15 protein-coding genes are annotated in these 15030 nt (G+C 66.9%); 3 read left to right on the top strand and 12 right to left on the bottom strand.

Annotation, left to right across the window (positions count from 1 at the left end):
* Window positions 1-5: 5 nt before the first annotated feature.
* The 11 genes from AC1PK7_RS06665 to nudE all read right to left on the bottom strand — a co-directional run bounded on the left by AC1PK7_RS06665 (window position 6) and on the right by nudE (window position 8103).
* Window positions 6-461 carry a hypothetical protein gene (locus AC1PK7_RS06665; protein ID WP_010344200.1) on the bottom strand — a complete coding sequence of 152 codons (456 nt, stop codon included), beginning with the start codon at window positions 459-461 and terminating at the stop codon, window positions 6-8.
* A 314-nt stretch (window positions 462-775) separates the two neighbouring features.
* Window positions 776-1159 carry a hypothetical protein gene (locus AC1PK7_RS06660; RefSeq protein ID WP_481100264.1) on the bottom strand — a complete coding sequence of 128 codons (384 nt, stop codon included), beginning with the start codon at window positions 1157-1159 and terminating at the stop codon, window positions 776-778.
* A 512-nt stretch (window positions 1160-1671) separates the two neighbouring features.
* Window positions 1672-2067: a glycine cleavage system protein GcvH gene (gene gcvH, locus AC1PK7_RS06655; protein ID WP_017910465.1), complete on the bottom strand. Its 396-nt coding sequence runs from the start codon at window positions 2065-2067 to the stop codon at window positions 1672-1674.
* Between the two features lie 89 nt (window positions 2068-2156).
* Window positions 2157-3263 carry a glycine cleavage system aminomethyltransferase GcvT gene (gene gcvT, locus AC1PK7_RS06650; protein ID WP_481100263.1) on the bottom strand — a complete coding sequence of 369 codons (1107 nt, stop codon included), beginning with the start codon at window positions 3261-3263 and terminating at the stop codon, window positions 2157-2159.
* Between the two features lie 293 nt (window positions 3264-3556).
* The gene (locus AC1PK7_RS06645) at window positions 3557-3988 is read right to left on the bottom strand and encodes an NfeD family protein (protein ID WP_481100262.1); all 432 of its coding nucleotides are present in this window, start codon (window positions 3986-3988) and stop codon (window positions 3557-3559) included.
* A gap of 4 nt (window positions 3989-3992) precedes the next feature.
* Complete coding sequence (locus tag AC1PK7_RS06640) at window positions 3993-4955, bottom strand: SPFH domain-containing protein (protein ID WP_010343188.1); 963 nt, start codon at window positions 4953-4955, stop codon at window positions 3993-3995.
* 66 nt (window positions 4956-5021) lie between these two features.
* Window positions 5022-5324, bottom strand: coding sequence for an Mpo1-like protein (locus tag AC1PK7_RS06635; protein ID WP_481100261.1), 303 nt, complete (start codon window positions 5322-5324; stop codon window positions 5022-5024).
* Window positions 5325-5526: 202 nt separating this feature from the next.
* A complete protein-coding gene (locus AC1PK7_RS06630; protein ID WP_481100260.1) occupies window positions 5527-5850 on the bottom strand; it encodes a YnfA family protein in 324 nt (107 codons plus the stop codon).
* The gene (mazG, locus tag AC1PK7_RS06625; protein ID WP_481100852.1) at window positions 5847-6623 is read right to left on the bottom strand and encodes a nucleoside triphosphate pyrophosphohydrolase; all 777 of its coding nucleotides are present in this window, start codon (window positions 6621-6623) and stop codon (window positions 5847-5849) included. The genes AC1PK7_RS06630 and mazG overlap by 4 nt, the downstream gene beginning before the upstream one ends.
* 128 nt (window positions 6624-6751) lie before the next feature.
* Window positions 6752-7552 carry a 3'(2'),5'-bisphosphate nucleotidase CysQ gene (gene cysQ / locus AC1PK7_RS06620; RefSeq protein ID WP_017912917.1) on the bottom strand — a complete coding sequence of 267 codons (801 nt, stop codon included), beginning with the start codon at window positions 7550-7552 and terminating at the stop codon, window positions 6752-6754.
* Complete coding sequence (gene nudE, locus AC1PK7_RS06615; protein ID WP_481100259.1) at window positions 7549-8103, bottom strand: ADP compounds hydrolase NudE; 555 nt, start codon at window positions 8101-8103, stop codon at window positions 7549-7551. Before nudE ends, cysQ begins: the two co-directional genes overlap by 4 nt.
* Window positions 8104-8177: 74 nt before the next feature.
* Here nudE and bioA point away from each other — a divergent pair, with 74 nt between their 5' ends.
* Entirely contained in the window at window positions 8178-9569 is a 1392-nt protein-coding gene (gene bioA, locus AC1PK7_RS06610) for an adenosylmethionine--8-amino-7-oxononanoate transaminase (RefSeq protein WP_481100258.1), read from the top strand.
* A complete protein-coding gene (locus AC1PK7_RS06605; protein ID WP_420009321.1) occupies window positions 9560-10291 on the top strand; it encodes a 16S rRNA (uracil(1498)-N(3))-methyltransferase in 732 nt (243 codons plus the stop codon). Before bioA ends, AC1PK7_RS06605 begins: the two co-directional genes overlap by 10 nt.
* Before the next feature lie 124 nt (window positions 10292-10415).
* Here AC1PK7_RS06605 and AC1PK7_RS06600 read toward each other — a convergent pair whose 3' ends face one another.
* A complete protein-coding gene (locus AC1PK7_RS06600) occupies window positions 10416-11438 on the bottom strand; it encodes a glucokinase family protein (protein WP_481100257.1) in 1023 nt (340 codons plus the stop codon).
* A gap of 875 nt (window positions 11439-12313) precedes the next feature.
* Between AC1PK7_RS06600 and AC1PK7_RS06595 the strand changes: the two genes are divergently transcribed.
* Entirely contained in the window at window positions 12314-14947 is a 2634-nt protein-coding gene (locus AC1PK7_RS06595; RefSeq protein ID WP_481100256.1) for a TonB-dependent receptor, read from the top strand.
* Window positions 14948-15030: the final 83 nt, after the last annotated feature.

The raw sequence follows: 15030 nt of genomic DNA, 5'->3' as shown, positions 1-15030 counted from the left end.
ATGGATCAGATCAGCGGCGCGGGCGTGGCCGGCAGCGCGACCGGAGCGGCCTTCTTCTTGCGAGCGGCCGGCTTCTTCTTCGCCACGGTCTTCTTGGCGGTGGCCTTCTTCGCAGTTGCCTTCTTCGCGGCCGGCTTCTTGGCAGCCGACTTCTTCACCGTCTTCTTGGCAGCGGTCTTCTTGGTCGCAGCCTTCTTTGCGGTCTTCTTTACGGCCTTCTTGGCGACGGCCTTCTTCGCGGTCTTCTTGGTGGCGGCCTTCTTCGCCGTCTTCTTCACTGCCTTCTTGGCAACGGCCTTCTTGACCGCCTTCTTCACCTTGGCGACCTTCTTGGCCACCTTCTTGGCGACCTTCTTGACCGCCTTCTTTACCGAAACCTTCTTCGCTGCCGGCTTCTTGGCGGCAGTCTTCTTGACCGCCTTCTTAGCGGCCGGCTTTTTCGCAGCTTTTTTCGTGGCCATGGGATGGCTCCTCGTCAGTGAACTATGGATTGAAAATGCCCAGTTAAAGCAACCTCGCGGCGATGCTCCGCCTGCGGGAACCGCCGGCGCGCGCTGCGGGCCGGATCGGATACAGAAACACCCGTACCGGATAGCGATACGGGTGCGATGCCAGGGGAGACGTTGCGTTTCTCGGAGGGAAGCGACTCCAACTCCACCATCTTCGGGTTCCTGGCGGATGTCCAAGTTGTGCTTCGCGTTTTGATGTCGATCCGATTCACTCGCTTGCGCAGCAACGTCTGCTGGGCGAAACCTAATCACGGTTTTTTTTACTGTCAACACTTCCGCGCAATTTTTTTTTCGCTGGCGCGCGCGCCACGACCGCCGCATGCCGCGCCAACCGCCTTGCCGACGCCGCCGATCGCCGATGCCGGCACCACAAAGAAAACGGCGCGCGCAAAAAAAGCAGGGAAATTTCCGTGTTTTCTGTAACGACATGACGCCGCCATCGCATTGCGGACAGGCAGCGACGACGCGTCGGCAGCAATCGCGGGAGCACACGCCAGGCTGTCCGCTAGCTGAAAAAAAATTTCGCGACCGCGTGCGGTTCCGGCATCGCACAAGTGCAAATGCGCAAAAGTGCGCAAACTTTTTTGCGTCGTGCGCCGGTCGCGACGCACGCGATGCGTCGCGCTAGGCGTCGCCGCGACGAGGCGCATCGCGCCACTGCGACGCGACCTGCACTCACGTCGTCGCCACGCCAAAACGCAGGCGACCACCTCGCCCACCTCCACGCCATGCCGCCACCGACAGCTTCGCGCGCGTGCATCGACCGACACGGATCGCACAGGTCGCCGGCTGGCGCCGGCACGCACCGCTCCGGCGCGCTGCGACGACGTGCGCGACGCATGCCGCGTCGCCGCTGCCTGTTCCTCGCGCCCCACACCGCACCGCACCTGCGCCGCGTCGGAAAACCGGCGGCGCCCGGCGTGCGGGCGCATGCATCGGATGCCGCCACGCGCGGCAACCACGCTGCGCTCGCGGTGCAGCCCGGCGACAACCTCACGCCGTCTTCGCATCAACGCACGCCACGACGCCAGCGACACGGGTTGTCGCAACGGCCATGCGAGGAGGGTGGCGCCGAGGCGGACGACGGTGGCGCTGCGTGGCGCCCAAAAAGAAACCGGCCGCACTGGGCGGCCGGTTCGGGTGTCGCGACGGGGCGGTCGGCTCAGTGGCCGTCGTCCTCGAGCAGTTCGGCGTACTCGTCCGGCGAGAGCAGTTCGTTCAACTGCTCGGCGTCGTCCGCTTCCAGCACCAGGATCCAGCCTTCGCCGTAGGCGTCTTCGTTGATCGTTTCCGGCTTGTCGCTCAGCGCGGTGTTGACCTCGACCACCTTGCCGCTCAGCGGGCTGTACACGTCCGAGGCGGCCTTGACCGACTCGACCACCGCCACGCCGTTGCCGGCTTCGACATGATCGCCGACGTTCGGCAGCTCGACGTAGACCAGGTCGCCGAGCAGGCCCTGGGCGTGGTCGGAGATGCCGATGGTCACGCGACCGTTGCCCTCGACGCGGGCCCACTCGTGGGACTTGAGGAATTTGAGGTCGCCAGGGATCTCGCTCATGGGGCTGCTCCGGAAGAAGACGGTATCGAGGATGGGAGGCTAGTGTAGCGAACCGCGCGCGTGGGGAAGAAGTCGCGCGCGGATGGGGCTCAGCCGAGCACGCCGGGCTGGACCTGGCCTTCGCGCACGAACGGGAACTTGACCACGCGCACCGGCACTTCCTTGCCGCGGATGTCCACGCGCACCGCGCCCGGTTCGCCGGCCGGCACCCGCGCGAAGGCGATCGCCTTGCCCAGCGTCGGCGAGAAGGTACCGGACAGGATCTCGCCATCGCCGTTCGCGGTCAGCACCTTCTGCCCGTGGCGCAGCACGCCCTTCTCGTCCATGACCAGGCCGATCATCTGCCGCGGCGCGCCGCCGGATTTCTGCGCTTCCAGCACGGCGCGGCCGATGAAGTCGCGGCCCTCGTCGAGGGTGACGGTCCAGGCCAGCGCGGCCTCGTAAGGCGAGACGCTGTCGTCCATGTCCTGGCCATACAGGTTCATGCCCGCCTCAAGGCGCAGCGTGTCGCGCGCGCCCAGGCCGGCCGGCTTGACTCCGGCGCCGATCAACGCCTCCCAGAACGCCGGCGCCTGCTGCTGCGGCAGCACGATCTCGAAGCCGTCCTCGCCGGTGTAGCCGGTGCGCGCGACGAACAGCGGCACGCCGTCGATCGAGGTCGCCTCGATCGCGGCGAAGCGGCCGAGCTTCTGGGCGGCGGCGCGGTCTTCCTCGCGCAGCAGGCCGATCGCCTTGGTGCGCGCGTTCGGTCCCTGCACCGCGATCATCGCGAAGTCGTCGCGCTCGCGCACCTGCACGCCGAAGGCCTGCGCCTGCTCGCCGATCCAGGCCAGGTCCTTGGCGCGGGTGGCGGCGTTGACCACCAGGCGGAAGAACGTCTCGGACATGTAATAGACGATGAGATCGTCGATCACCCCACCCTGCGGGTTGAGCATGCAGGTATACAGCGCCTTGCCCGGCGCCTTCAGCTTGTCCACCGAATTGGCCAGCAGGTGGCGCAGGAACGCGCGGACCTGCTCGCCGTGCAGATCGACCACGGTCATGTGGCTGACGTCGAACATGCCGGCGTCGCGACGCACCTGGTGGTGCTCATCGATCTGCGAGCCGTAGTGGATCGGCATGTCCCAGCCGCCGAAGTCGACCATCTTGGCGCCGAGGGCGCGGTGGCTGTCGTTGAGGATGGTCTTCTGGGTCATGGCGCGGGTCCGTGAGAAAAGTCCCCCATTATCGCTGGCTGGGGGCCGGGATTGGGGAGTCGGGATTGAGGAGCCGGGATTAGGAAATCGGGATTGGGGATTCGCAGGAGCGGCCGTCCTGAGCCGAAGGGCACCGCTTGATCACGCGGTGTCGTAGGAGCGGCTTCAGCCGCGACCCGTCATCGGTCCCAGGTCGCGGCTGAAGCCGCTCCTACGCGGGGAGATCGGGAAAGTCGAGGTGCTGCGCACTCGCGACACCAATCCCCAATCCCCAATCCCCAATCCCGGCTCTTTCAAGCCGCCTGGACCAGCAGCGTCATCCCGTCCACGCCGACGATGCGCACCGTACTGCCGACCGGCAGGTCGGGGCCGCCGACCACCCAGAAGGCGTCGTCGACCTTGGCGCGGCCGCGGCCACCCTGGATCGGCTGGTCGAGCGTCACCACGCGGCCGATCAGTTGCTCGGCGCGACGGTTCAACAGCGGCTGGTCGCTGGCGCGGGCGCGGTTGCGGAACCAAGTGCGGTACACCTGGATCGAGACGAAGCTCAACACCACGAACGCACCGACCTGCAACAGCAATGGCATGCCCGGAACCACCAGCACGGCCAGGAAGACCGCCGCGGCAGCGAAGCCCATCCACAGCATGAAGGCGCCCGGTGCCAGCGCTTCGGCCGCGAACAGCAACAAGGTCAGGGCACCCCAGGCCATCACCTCGATACGCATGGACTCAGACTCCGCTGCGCGGCGGGACGCGCGGCACTGCCGGCGGCGTGCCCTGCTTGTTCAGCGCCTCGCGCGCCAGTTCGGCGATGCCGGCGATCGAGCCGATGATGCCGCTGGATTCCATCGGCATCAGCACGAACTTCTGGTTCGGCGCCGTGGCCAGTTCCTTGAACGCCTCCACGTACTTCTGCGCAATGAAGTAGTTGATCGCCTGCACGTCGCCTTCGGCGATGGCCTTGGACACCATCGCCGTCGCCCGCGCTTCGGCCTCGGCCAGGCGCTCGCGCGCCTCGGCGTCGCGGAACGCGGCCTCCTTGCGGCCTTCGGCCTCCAGCACCGCGGCCTGCTTCTCGCCATCGGCGCGCAGGATCTCCGACTGCCGCGAGCCCTCCGCCTCGAGGATCTGCGCGCGCTTCTCGCGCTCGGCCTTCATCTGCCGGGCCATCGCATCAACCAGGTCGCGCGGCGGCTGGATATCGCGGATTTCGATGCGGGTGACCTTGATGCCCCACGGATTGGTGGCATGGTCGACCACGTTCAGCAGCTGCGCGTTGATGGTCTCGCGCTGGCTCAGCGATTCGTCCAGGTCCATCGAGCCGATCACGGTACGGATGTTGGTCTGCACCAGCGCGATGGTGGCGATCTCCAGATTCGACACCTCATACGCGGCCTTGGCCGCATCCAGCACCTGGAAGAACACCACCCCGTCCACGCGTACCACCGCGTTGTCCTTGGTGATGACGTCCTGGCTGGGCACGTCCAGCACCTGTTCCATCATGTTGACCTTGCGGCCTACCCCGTACACCACCGGAATCAGGAAATGCAGGCCGGGCGACAGGGTGTGGGTGTAGCGGCCGAAGCGCTCCACCGTCCACTGAAATCCCTGCGGCACCATGCGCACAGTCTTGAACAGAATGATCACGCCGGCGGCCAGCAGCACCACCGCGAAGAAGAACGTGGACGGCATCAGGTTGCTCCATTAACCAGAAAGAAATCGAATCCGCAGTATAGCGAGCGCCGGCGCGGGCGCCGGTCACCAGCGGATGCGGCCCAGCAGCATGTCCTTGAACATCACCCAGTCGCCGGCAAGCGAGTACAGCGGGTGCTTGAAGGTGGCGGGACGGTTCTTCTCGAACACGAAATGGCCGATCCAGGCGCAGCCGTAGCCGCAGACCGGCGCGGCCCACAGCCAACGCGGCTGGCCGGTGCCCAGCGCCAGCAGCAGGCTCGCCAGCACGCCGAGGCTGCCGACGAAATGCAGCCGCCGCGACAGCGGATGGCGGTGCTCGCTCAGATAGAACGGATAGAACTCGCGGAAATTGGCGAAGCGGCGCATGCGATGGCCCTCCCGAGGCGACGCAGGCGTCCAGCATACGCCGGCAGCGCGGACGTGGCGCGCTGCGCACGGATGCGACGCGCAGGTGTCATGCGACCACGACGCGCACGTGGCGTGCTTTCCGATGACGCAATGCGTCGGGACTGAAGTCCCTCCCACAGTGCACCCGGCAAGTTCGTCTCAAGCTCCCGTGGGAGCGACCTCAGCCCTGTCGCGGTGCGAACATGATGACCGCCATGCCGGTCAGGCACAGACCGGCGCCGAGCAGGTCCCAGCGCGTGGGGCGCATGCCCTGCACCGTCCACAGCCACAGCAACGCGACCGCGACATAGACGCCGCCGTAGGCGGCATAGACGCGGCCGCTGGCGGCGGGATGCACGGTCAGCAGCCAGACGAAGGCCGCCAGGCTGCCCGCGGCGGGCAACAGCAGCCAGGCGCTGCGCTGTTCGCGCAGCCACAGATAAGGCAGGTAGCAGCCGACGATTTCCGCGATGGCGGTCAGCACGAACAGCAGCAGGGTCTTCATCCGGCCGCGGCGCGCTCTTCGTCCTTGGCGCGCTGCCAGTACGCCTCCTGCTGCACCAGCGACAGGCCGTCGAGCGCGCCGCCGTCCTGCTGCGCCAGCCGTTCCACCGCGCGGAAGCGACGCTCGAACTTGAGGTTGGCGTGGCGCAGCGCCGCACCGACATCGACCTTGGCATGCCGCGCCAGGTTGGCGCAGACGAACAGCAGGTCGCCGATCTCGTCCTGCAGGCGTGCCGGATCGACTGCGGCGCCATGCGCCAGTTCCGCGCGCACTTCCTCCAGCTCTTCCTGCACCTTGTCCAGCACCGGCGCGGGGCCGGGCCAGTCGAAGCCGACCCGCGCCGCGCGCGACTGCAGCTTCAGCGCGCGCTGCCATTCGGGCAGGCCGCGCGCGATGCCGGCCAGCGCCGAGGCATCGCGCTCGCCGGCGGCGGCACGCTCGGCGCGCTTGATCTCTTCCCACTTCAGCGTCTGCTGCTCGGCATCGGCCACCTGGCTGTCGCCGAACACGTGCGGATGGCGGCGCACCATCTTGTCGCAGATCGCCGCGACCACGTCGTCGAAGCCGAACGCGCCCTGCTCGCGTGCCATCTGCGCATGGAACACCACCTGCAGCAGCAGATCGCCGAGCTCGTCCTTCAATCCGGCCAGGTCCTGGCGGTCGATCGCGTCGGCCACTTCGTAGGCCTCCTCGATCGTGTACGCGGCGATGCTGGCGAAATCCTGCTCCAGGTCCCAGGGACACCCCTGCGCGGGATCGCGCAGGCGCGCCATGATGTCGAGCAGGGCGGGAAGATCGTAGCGAGTGGGGGTCACGGGCGGGTTCCGGTGCGACGGCACCGCTGCCGCCACCGCCTAGTGTGGCAGAGCGCGCGCCGTGCGGCGCGCGCTCGCGGCGCGGCTCAGCCCAGCCAGTCGCGCCAGGGCAGCGCCGCATCGCCCAGCGCCACGAAGTCGCCGTTGAGCAGCGATTCGCGGCGGTTGTAGCGGAACGGCTTGCCGGTCGCGGCGGCCAGCAGCGCGCCGCCGGCGGCCTGCAGCACGCACTGCCCGGCGGCGGTGTCCCACTCGGAGGTCGGGCCGAAGCGCGGGTAGACGTCCAGGTCGCCGTCGGCGATGCGGCAGAACTTCAGCGAGGAGCCCTGCGCGACCAGTTCGATCTCGCCCATGCGTTGCAGCAGCGCGTCGGTGCGCGCATCGCGGTGCGAGCGGCTCGCCGCCACCCGCAACGGCGCGGTGGCCGGCCGCCGGGTGTTCAACGCGGTATCGCGAAAGCCTTCGCGGCGGTACGCCTGCTCGCCACGCACCGCGTGCCAGACGCGGCCGTCCACCGGCGCCTGGACCACGCCGAACACCGGCGCGCCCTGGTGGATCAGCGCGATGTTGACGCTGAATTCGCCGTTGCGCTTGACGAACTCGCGGGTGCCGTCGAGTGGGTCGACCAGCCAATAGGTGGTCCAGTGCTCGCGTACTTCCCACGGAATCTGCGCCGATTCCTCGGACAGCACCGGCAGGTCCGGAGTCAGCCGTTCCAGGCCTTCGACGATGATCTGGTGCGCCGCCAGGTCGGCCTGGGTCAACGGACTGGTATCGGCCTTGTGCTCCACCTCGAAGCCGGTGGCGTAGACGGACATGATCGCCGCGGCGGCATCGATGGCGATGGCGATCACGGTTTCGCGCAAATCACTGGTGAGACGGATCATTCGGCGCGACCCAGCCACTCGCGGGCAATGAACAGCGCCGCCAGCGAACGCCCCTCGGAAAAATCTTCACGCAACATCAGTTGATCCAGTTCAGCCAGTTTCCAGGGCACCACTTCCAATTCCTCCGGCTCGTCGCCGGCTAGTCGTTCGGGATAGAGATCTTGCGCCAGCACCAGCCACGACTGGTGACTCATGTAGGTCGGCGCCAGGGTCATCGCGCGCAGCATGCGCAATTGCCGCGCGCCGTAGCCTGCCTCCTCCTTGAGTTCGCGGTCGGCCGCCTGCAGCGGGGTCTCGCCGGCGTCGATGCGGCCCTTGACCAGGCCCAACTCGTAGCGGTGCACGCCAGCGGCGTATTCGCGCACCAGCAGCACGGTCTGCGCATCCAGCATCGGCACCACCACCACCGCGCCGTGGCCGGGGGCCTTGAGCCGGTGGAACACGCGGCGTTCGCCGTTGCTGAACTCCAGGTCCAGTTCCTCGACCCGGCGCTCGGCGGCCGATTCGCTGCGCTCGCGCACGGCGTGGATGATCGGCAACGGACGGGTCACGCCGGCACCCTGCGGCGCCGGGCGGCGTCGGTCGATAGAATGCGCGGAGCGAAGAACCTGTTCATGAGCGCGAAATGCTATCAGACCTGACCGCAGCACAGATGGCCGACGCGTGGCGCCAGCGCGACCTCGCCGTGCTCTGGCACCCGTGCACGCAGATGCGCGAGCACCCCGACACCCTGCCCCTGGTCCCGATCGCACGCGGCGAAGGCGCCTGGCTGATCGACCACGGCGGCCGCCGCTACCTGGATGCGGTGAGCAGTTGGTGGACCAACCTGTTCGGCCACGGCGAGCCGCGCATCGCCGCGGCCATCGCCGCCCAGGCCACCCAGTTGGAACAAGTGATGCTGGCCGGCTTCAGCCACGAACCGGCAGTGCTGTTGGCCGAACAACTGCTGGCGCTGGCCCCGCGCCAGGACGGCCGCGCGCCGCTGGCCAAGGTGTTCTATGCCGACAACGGCTCGGCCGGCGTGGAAGTGGCGCTGAAGATGGCCTTCCATTATTTCCAGAACCGCGGCGAGCCCGGGCGCACCCGTTTCGTCGCGCTGGAGAACGGCTACCACGGCGAGACCATCGGCGCGCTGGCGGTCGGCGACATTCCGCTGTATCGACGGGTGTACGCGCCGCTGCTGGCCGAGGCGCTGTTCGCGCCCTCGCCCGACGCCTACCAGGCCGAGCCGGGACAGAGCGCGCGCGAACGCGCCGATGCCGCCGCCGATGCGCTGGCCGACCTGTTCGACCGCCATCCCGGCGAGATCTGCGCGGTGATCCTGGAGCCGCGCCTGCAATGCGCCGGCGGCATGCGCATGCACGATCCGGCCTATCTGCGCCGGGCGCGCGAGCTGTGCGACGCCAACGGCGCCTTCCTGATCGCCGACGAGATCGCCACTGGCTTCGGCCGCACCGGCACCCTGTTCGCCTGCGAACAGGCCGGGGTGATGCCGGACCTGCTGTGCCTGTCCAAGGGCCTGACCGGTGGCTTCCTGCCGCTGTCGGCGGTGCTGGCCAGCCAGCATCTGTACGACGCCTTCCTCGACGACAGCCGCGAGCGCGCCTTCCTGCATTCGCACAGCTACACCGGCAACCCGCTGGCCTGCGCGGCGGCACTGGCGTCGCTGCGGATCCTGCAGGAAGACGACGTGATCGCGCGCAACCGCAGCACCGCCGAAACCATGCGCGCGCTGTCGGCGCCGTTCGCCGAGCATGCCCACGTGGCCGATGTACGTCAGGCCGGCATGGTGGTCGCGTTCGAACTGACCCGCAACGGCGACAAGCGCACGCCCTTCCCTGCGTCCGCGCGCGTCGGCCTGCATGCCTATCGTGCCGCGCTGCAACGCGGGGTGGTGCTGCGTCCGCTGGGCGACGTGCTGTACTGGATGCCGCCGTACTGCGTGGACGCCGCGCAGTTGGCGCTGCTGGCCGAGACCACGCTGGCGGCGATCGACGAGGCCGTGGCATGCGCCTGACCCGCTGCCACGTGGAGCTGCCGCTGCATGCCGGTGCCGAAGTGGCGCTACCGGACGATGTGGCCAACCACCTGCTGCGCGTGCTGCGGCTGCGCGAAGGCGACCCGTGCGTGCTGTTCAACGGCGACGGCTGCGACTACGACGCCGAACTGCTGCAGGCCGGCAAGCGCAACGCCAGCGTGCGCATCGGTGCGGCGCGGCCAGCGGACAACGAATCGCCGCTGGCGATCACCCTGCTGCAGGGCGTGGCGCGCGGCGAGAAGATGGACCTGATCCTGCAGAAGGCCACCGAACTCGGCGTCGCCGCGATCGTGCCGGTGTGGGCCGAGCGCACCGAAGTGAAGCTGGATGCGGCGCGGGTGGACAAACGCGTGGCGCATTGGCGCAGCGTGGTGATCGCGGCCTGCGAACAGTCCGGTCGCGCGCGCGTGCCGCAACTGAGCGCGCCGCTGGCGCTGGCCGATGCGGCAGGCGCCGCGGCGGACAGCCCCTGCCGGCTGATCCTCGATCCGCAGGGCGAACAGCGCCTGCGTTCGCTGGCCATCGGCGGCGATGCGGCGACGATCGCGATCGGCCCGGAAGGCGGCTGGTCGCCGCGCGACCGCGCCACGCTGGAGGCGGCCGGCTTCGTCGGCCTGCGCCTGGGGCCACGCATCCTGCGCACCGAAACCGCCGGCCTGGCCGCGATCGCGGCGCTGCAGGCGCATCACGGCGACCTGTGAGTTCGCGCACGCGATGACGCTGTAGACAGCGACGCCACCACGCAGGCGCCGCTGGCATAAGACATATATATGTGTCGACGCGCTCGGCATGCCAGGCGCGCCGCCCATCGCCGCGCCGGACCGCTCAGTGGCGCTGCTGCAGGAACCAGTTCGCCGCGCCGATCACCCCGAGCTGGCCGTGCTCGACCAGCTTCACCGGGATCTGCTCCAGCGCCGGACGCATCGCGCCCTTGTTCAAGTAGCGCTCGACGAAACTGCTGGCGGACAGGAACGCGCCGATCTGCGGCAGGAAGCCGCCGGCCAGATAGACGCCGCCCTGCACGCCGTACAGCAGCGCCATGTCGCCAATCACGCTGCCGAGCAGACCGCAGAAGGCGGACAGCGCTTCGTGCGCCAGCGGGTCGCCGCCGGCCAGCGCGGCCGCGGTGATGTCGCTCGGCGCGGCAAGCGCGGGCGTGGCGCCACGCAGGTCGCACAACGCGCGATAGAGATTGAGCAGCCCCGGGCCGGACAGGAAATGTTCCATCGGCACATACGGACGGTCGCGCAACAGGCGCTGCGCCAGCGCCAGTTCCAGCTCGTTGCCGACCGGCAAGGCGGCATGGCCGGCCTCGGTCGCCAACACCACCGCGCCGCCGTGGGTCGGAATCCACACCGCCGCACCCAGGCCGGTGCCGGGACCGATCACCAGCGCCGGCCCGCGCTGCGCCTTGCGCGGCCCGGTCAGATGCAGCACTTCGCTGGCGTCCATCGACGCGGCCGCATACGCCACCGCTTCGAAATCGTTGACCAGATGCAGCGCCTTCAGGCCCAGGCGCTCGCGAATCTCCGGCGGCGACAGCGTCCACGGCAGATTGGTGGTGATGACGCGGCCATCCTCGAGCGCGTAGCCGGCACTGGCGATTACCCCGCGGGTCGGCTTCGGCCCCTGCACCTGCTCGAGGAATTCGCCAATGATCTCGGCCAGGCCGGGATAGTCGGCGCAGCGATACTTGCGATAGTCCAGCACGTCGACCGACGGCGCCGGGCCGACATCGGCAGCGCGCGCGACCAGGCCGATCCGGACATGGGTTCCGCCGACATCGGCAGCAATGAAGGGCTCGGCGCGCGGCACGGCCGCTGCCACTGATGAACTGCTTGCGGACACATCTTCTCCCGTTGCGCCAGAGCAGGCGCACGCCGATTCGGCAGATTGATCGATCGAGTGTCGGACCACCTTGACAACGTTGTCAAGATGAATTTCATCCGTTTGTCGTTTTGTCTTCACCACCCCGACGTTATGAGCGGATCGCCTGTCTGCGCAGAGAGTCGATCGCGAGGGCGCGTTGCATTGGTGAACACCCGTCGCAAAATTTCGCCGCATCGCACAAATTTTTGCCGCACGCCTGTCACGCCGGAAGCGCCTGCCGCACCAGGGCTTCCCGGCCGCCATGCCCACGCCGCCACCCTCCTCCACCATGTTTTCTTTTGTAGACAAGCACCTAGCGCGGGCCTGCGGCGGGACCGGAAAGGCTCCGGAAAGATGCCCAGGCAAGGCTTGACGGCAATCGTCAAAAGTGTGTGAAACGGGTGTTGACAACGCTGTCAGCGCTACGACAGACTCGGCTCACACAAGTTTTACAACTTCAAGACATGCCACGTTCAGGGGATTCAGAAACAGCGACGCATTGCCGCTCCTCCCGCGCCAAGTGGCAGGACGCACGCTGACGCTGCGACCGGCATCCCCGAACCGACGAGACCACGCCCCAAGCCGGGCCCGAACGCAGCGGCGTGCGGATCAGGCCACAAGGTGCACTGCTGTATTGCTGGACTTGGTTGTTACCTGCAGGAACACAGGAAGGACCGGCGCCCTCGATGCCGCCGGTTGGCTAACTTCCGCGTCAGCGACCGGACGACGCGCATCGAGATGCGATCCGCGCAGCGCCACCAGGCGCGGCGCCATCCACAAGGCCGGGCAGCGGCCAGCACACCGGAACATCGGTTGGCACCTCATGCCCAAGTACTCACCCAGAGGTTTAGCCAATGAATAGCCGCACCACTACCCTAGCCATCAGCATCATGGCCGCGCTGTACCTGTCCGGTAACGCCGCCGCGCAGGAAGCGCCCGCTTCCGCCAGCGCGGATTCCAAGAACGTCCAGCAGCTGGACGCCATCACCGTCACCGGCTACCGCGCGTCGCTGGAGAAGAGCCAGTCGGTGAAGCGCTCGGCCAACTCCATCGTCGATGCGATTAGCGCCGAGGACATCGGCAAGTTCCCGGACACCAACGCCGCCGAGTCGCTGGCGCACCTGCCGGGCATCAGCGTGGACCGCCAGTTCGGCGAGGGCGAGAAGGTCAGCATCAACGGCACCGACCCGGCGCTGAACCGCGTGCTGCTCAATGGCCAGACCATCGCCTCGGGCGACTGGGGCGGCAACCCGACCGACACCAGCGGCCGCACCTTCAACTACACCCTGCTGTCGCCGGAAATCATCGGCCTGATGGAGGTCTACAAGACTCCGGAAGCGCGTATCGACGAAGGCTCGATCGGCGGCACCGTGATCGTGCACACCCGCAAGCCGCTGGACCTGCCGAAGAACACCATCCGCGGTTCGATCGGCTACAACTACAACGACCGTTCGGAAGAAGGCAATCCGCGCGGCTCGGCGCTGTGGAGCTGGAAGAACGACGACGAGACCTTCGGTGCATTGATCTCCGCCACCCACGACAAGGAAGACCTGTCGCGCGCTGGCATCGAGTTCTTCGGCTACAACACCGGCGCCAACATCCCGCCGACCGCCAGCATCTCCGGCGACGGTGGTAACGTCGCGACCGCCAAGATCCCGGTGGGCATCAACAGTTCCTTCTTCCAGCAGACCCGCGAGCGCAACGGCCTGCAGGGCGCGCTGCAGTGGAAGCCGAACGATCAGAACGAGTTCAACCTGACCGGCCTCTACATCAAGGGCAAGTACAACAACTTCAGCGAATCGCGCTACGTCTGCCCGGGCTGCGGCGACCAGGACAAGATCACCAGCGCCACGGTGCAGAACGGCTACATCACCCAGGCCACGGTCACCGACGGCGCCGGCAACGGCAACCAGCCGTATGCGCAGCTGGACACCAACTACCGCGAAAGCACCGTCACCACCAAGAGCCTGAACCTGCGCCACGACTTCTATGGCGACAAGTGGGTATTCACCACCCAGGCCGGCACCACCGAGGCCACCGGCGGCAAGAACCCCGAGTACCTGATGAAGTTCCTGCTGCAGGACGGCGGCTACAACTTCAATTACGACGGCAGCCACACCGGCGTCAATTATGACAACAACAGCGCCTCGAACTGGGGCCTGAAGACTGGCCAGCAGGCGGGTGGCGTCGAATACACCACCACCAAGGACAAGGAAAAGTACTTCCAGTTCGACGCAGCGCGCGACCTGGACTGGGGCCCGCTGAACAAGCTGCAGGTCGGCTACAAGTACATCAACCACGACAACGGCCAGCAGTCCCGCGGCAACTCGCTGTTTGCCAACCAGGACGTGCTGCTCACCGCCTTCAATCCTGGCACCACGCCGAACGGACTTTATGACGGCCTGGGTGCCAGCGGCGACCTGGTCAATTGGTCGACCGCCAATTTGAACTCGGTCCTAAACTATCTGAAGGGCCTCCCGCAGGGCGCCTATGAAGAGAAGTACGGCCAGGAATTCAACGTCAAGGAGATCACCAGCGATCTGTATGCGCAGTTGAACTTCGAGTCGGGCAAGTGGCGCGGCAACCTGGGTGTTCGCTATGTGGACACCAAGGACAAGTCCTCGTATTGGCAGAGCAATACCAATACAAACGACGTGACCACCTACACTCCGATCCAGGTCTCCAAGCAGTACTACAAGCCGCTGCCGAGCTTCAACATTGCGTACGATCTGGACGAAGATAAGGTGCTGCGTTTCTCGGTCGCCAAGGTCATCGCACGTCCGCGCTACGGCGACCTGGCCGGCTCCTTCCAGATCAACAGCAACGGCTCCAACTTGACCGCGAGCGGTGGCAACCCGGATCTGAAGCCCTATGAATCCACCAACTACGATTTGGCTGCCGAGTGGTATTTCGCGCCGTCCAGCATGCTGTCCGCTGAAGTGTTCTACCGCGACATCAGCTCTTACATCGTCTCGAATACGACGACCGAGATCCTGAGCGATCCGCAGAAGAACATCTTCAATCAGCCGTACAGCGTGACCCGGCCGATGAACGTGTCCGACGCCAAGGTCAAGGGCGCCTCGCTGAACTACCAGCAGGCCTTCGGCTACGGCTTCGGTCTGCAGGCGAACTACACCTACGCCACCGCCGACGCCAGCACCGGCCTGAACCTGCCGTACCTGTCGAAGAACACCTACAACGTGATCCCCTACTGGGAAAACGGTCCGTGGATGGTGCGCCTGAACTACAGCTACCGTTCCAAGTACTTCACCCAGGTCGGCCGCCTGAACTCGCAGGTGTTCACCGACGAGTACAAGCAGTTGGACCTGACCGCCTCGTACGAGGTCAACGACTGGATGAGCGTGAGCTTCAGCGCGACCAACCTGCTCGACTCGACCTACTACTGGTACAACGAGGTCAAGTACGCGCCGATCGGCATGTACAAGAACGGCCGCGGCTACCAGGCGCAGCTGAACTTCAAGTTCTGATGTAGCACCGGCGCGCCACCGTCCCTCCACGGTGGCGCGCTTTTTCGTGTACGGCGCGGCGGCGCCGGCATCGTTTCCTGCAA

This window comes from Xanthomonas sp. NCPPB 3174, assembly GCF_056725205.1.
The sequence above is the reverse complement of the archived record's forward strand: the minus strand, read 5'-3'. Positions and strand labels throughout refer to the sequence as shown.

What these genes read in the sequence shown, in the direction of transcription:
- AC1PK7_RS06665 (WP_010344200.1), bottom strand. Translation starts at nt 461, where the DNA reads ATGGCCACGAAAAAAGCTGCGAAAAAGCCGGCCGCTAAGAAGGCGGTC.
- AC1PK7_RS06660 (WP_481100264.1), bottom strand. Translation starts at nt 1,159, where the DNA reads ATGCGCCTCGTCGCGGCGACGCCTAGCGCGACGCATCGCGTGCGTCGC.
- gcvH (WP_017910465.1), bottom strand. Translation starts at nt 2,067, where the DNA reads ATGAGCGAGATCCCTGGCGACCTCAAATTCCTCAAGTCCCACGAGTGG.
- gcvT (WP_481100263.1), bottom strand. Translation starts at nt 3,263, where the DNA reads ATGACCCAGAAGACCATCCTCAACGACAGCCACCGCGCCCTCGGCGCC.
- AC1PK7_RS06645 (WP_481100262.1), bottom strand. Translation starts at nt 3,988, where the DNA reads ATGCGTATCGAGGTGATGGCCTGGGGTGCCCTGACCTTGTTGCTGTTC.
- AC1PK7_RS06640 (WP_010343188.1), bottom strand. Translation starts at nt 4,955, where the DNA reads ATGCCGTCCACGTTCTTCTTCGCGGTGGTGCTGCTGGCCGCCGGCGTG.
- AC1PK7_RS06635 (WP_481100261.1), bottom strand. Translation starts at nt 5,324, where the DNA reads ATGCGCCGCTTCGCCAATTTCCGCGAGTTCTATCCGTTCTATCTGAGC.
- AC1PK7_RS06630 (WP_481100260.1), bottom strand. Translation starts at nt 5,850, where the DNA reads ATGAAGACCCTGCTGCTGTTCGTGCTGACCGCCATCGCGGAAATCGTC.
- mazG (WP_481100852.1), bottom strand. Translation starts at nt 6,623, where the DNA reads ATGGCGCGCCTGCGCGATCCCGCGCAGGGGTGTCCCTGGGACCTGGAG.
- cysQ (WP_017912917.1), bottom strand. Translation starts at nt 7,552, where the DNA reads ATGATCCGTCTCACCAGTGATTTGCGCGAAACCGTGATCGCCATCGCC.
- bioA (WP_481100258.1), top strand. Translation starts at nt 8,178, where the DNA reads ATGCTATCAGACCTGACCGCAGCACAGATGGCCGACGCGTGGCGCCAG.
- AC1PK7_RS06605 (WP_420009321.1), top strand. Translation starts at nt 9,560, where the DNA reads ATGCGCCTGACCCGCTGCCACGTGGAGCTGCCGCTGCATGCCGGTGCC.
- AC1PK7_RS06595 (WP_481100256.1), top strand. Translation starts at nt 12,314, where the DNA reads ATGAATAGCCGCACCACTACCCTAGCCATCAGCATCATGGCCGCGCTG.